The 1,946-nt window shown below is 53.9% G+C and carries 2 protein-coding genes; both read right to left on the bottom strand.

Translation table 11 applies throughout. From position 1 onward, the window contains the following. Window positions 1-78 precede the first annotated feature (78 nt). Window positions 79-498 (bottom strand): NAD-dependent epimerase/dehydratase family protein, encoded by a 420-nt coding sequence (locus CKO42_RS26370; protein ID WP_200252403.1) that lies wholly within the window; start codon window positions 496-498, stop codon window positions 79-81. Between the two features lie 216 nt (window positions 499-714). Then, window positions 715-1,946, bottom strand: a 1,232-nt coding sequence (locus CKO42_RS26365) for a glycosyltransferase family protein (protein ID WP_200252400.1), incomplete at its 5' end; no start/stop codon positions are given.

The following is a 1,946-nucleotide window of genomic DNA, read 5'->3' as shown; positions in this document are numbered from 1 at the left end:
CGTGATGGCCCGGTCTTTGTGAGTCTCTGTCATTGGTCTGCTCCGCTACCTTGGTTGACGATGGGTTCTCATCATCGCTTATTGTGCCCGCTCGGGGTGTGTTGGAGGAGCGGGGCGGACCATTCCATTACCACCAGCGCCGTAGTTACTGCAGGACGACGAGAACACAAATCGCTCAACCCCGGCCGCCTTGGCTAATCTCGCCAGCTTCACAGTGGCGCGGTGATTGATCTCGGAGGTCAACTCGGGGTTGAGGTTACCAAGAGGATCATTCGACAGACCTGCCAAATGCAAGACCGCGTGGTACCCCGTCAGGTCGGCCTGCGTCAGGTCGCGAACATCCTTAACCGTGCTCGGAACCTCGGGTGGCGTACCACCAAAGTCGCAAGCCGCATAGAGATCGCTGTCGATCCCCGCAACGTCAAAGCCCTCGGCACGCAACATCGGCATCAAGATAGCGCCAATATAGCCGTTATGTCCGGTCACCAATACCTTCACTACAGTTCTCCCAGGTTTCCATAGTAGGTTGAATGCCTGCCAGAGCGCGTCTAGCCGGCACTTATCTCGGATGTTGTCGATGCATTGCTGAACGCTTCATGGCGAAACGCTTTCATGCTGGCCTCTTTTCGATTGCCAGGCGCAATGACGAAGGTTTTGAAGAGGTATATGAAATCGTGCCTATGCTTAAGACGATTGCAGATCTGGCCTAGGCAGCTAGGCAGCGGCTGCCTCGTCTAAATAGACAGCTGGAATTGTATTTTTGAGTCTTGCAAGCTCAGCCTTCCTTTCGTTGAGCTTATGGCTCGGCTGCATGCCGATCTTTGCCAGGATCTGCTCCCATCTGTACACCCAGTCATGTCGCATTAGGGCTTCGCGGACATTATTGCGACGTGCGAGTTCAACGCGTTCAGGTTGGCGGTTTAGGTCGGCAATGACATCTGTGATCGTCGCATTCTTCCCATAGACTGGAATCACTGCGTCTTCCCAATCAAAATGAGACCGATAGATATCGGTATCTACTGGGCGCCCGATCATCACACTGCCACCTGCTGCGCCTTCGAAAAACCGATTCCCAACCTCTTGTTGTCCTGCGGTCTCAGCGCCGCAGTCAAGCTTTGCCGGATTGACGATGAAGTAGCGGCTGCGCTGAATAAGCTGAGCGGATAGCATTCGGTGCTCACGATAGTCAGAAACGCACCACTCCTTCCGTGAATGGATATCGTAACTATCGTACAGATAGAAAAGGCCATCGCGCTGCCGCGCCTGCAGCAGCTCACGATGCATCTCGGCATCGCGCCGGCCCATGCTGTAGACATCGATGGACCGCCATTGGGGATTGGGCCAGGGACAATAGCGAATTGCATCCACTGCCGGAGGAAGGTAATGACAGGGTCGACCGATTTGAGCAGATAGCGGTTCAACCGAAGCCGCACAATTGACGAAAATGTGATCGAAGTCAGCTAGCCGACTGACTAGACGCTGATTGTCAGAAATCGCTCTTACCCAAAGCTCACTGAGATAACAAGCTGAGATTCTACTGCTTTTCTTCCAGTCGTTGACAAGGTCGAAGGTTTGCAGATCGTTAACAAATTCGCAGGTCGTCAGAAAGAGATCATAGTCTCCGGCTATCCGCATCGGTTCAATACCAGGATCAAAGCGGAAACTTGGCATCCGGTAGGCTAAGCGGTTGCGCCAGCGCTGTATGGCTGTTTCGGTGCCTCGCGGCCTGGGTGCAATCAAATCAATGTCATCGCAGCCGCAGATAATGTCTTCGAATTCATAGTTTGCACGGGTGCAGCCTTGTAATGATGTCGCCTTGAGGAGTACGCTATAACCTCCTGATGAAGCAGACAGTGAGGTGGTGGTGATGGCGCAAGTGATCCGGCGTTCGGGTGACGAAGTGACAGTCGAGGTGACGGTGCGCCTGAGTGGTAGCCTGCTGGAGA

Origin of the sequence: Lamprobacter modestohalophilus (genome assembly GCF_016583905.1) — a bacterium.
Lineage (GTDB): Bacteria > Pseudomonadota > Gammaproteobacteria > Chromatiales > Chromatiaceae > Lamprobacter > Lamprobacter modestohalophilus.
The sequence above is the reverse complement of the archived record's forward strand: the minus strand, read 5'-3'. Positions and strand labels throughout refer to the sequence as shown.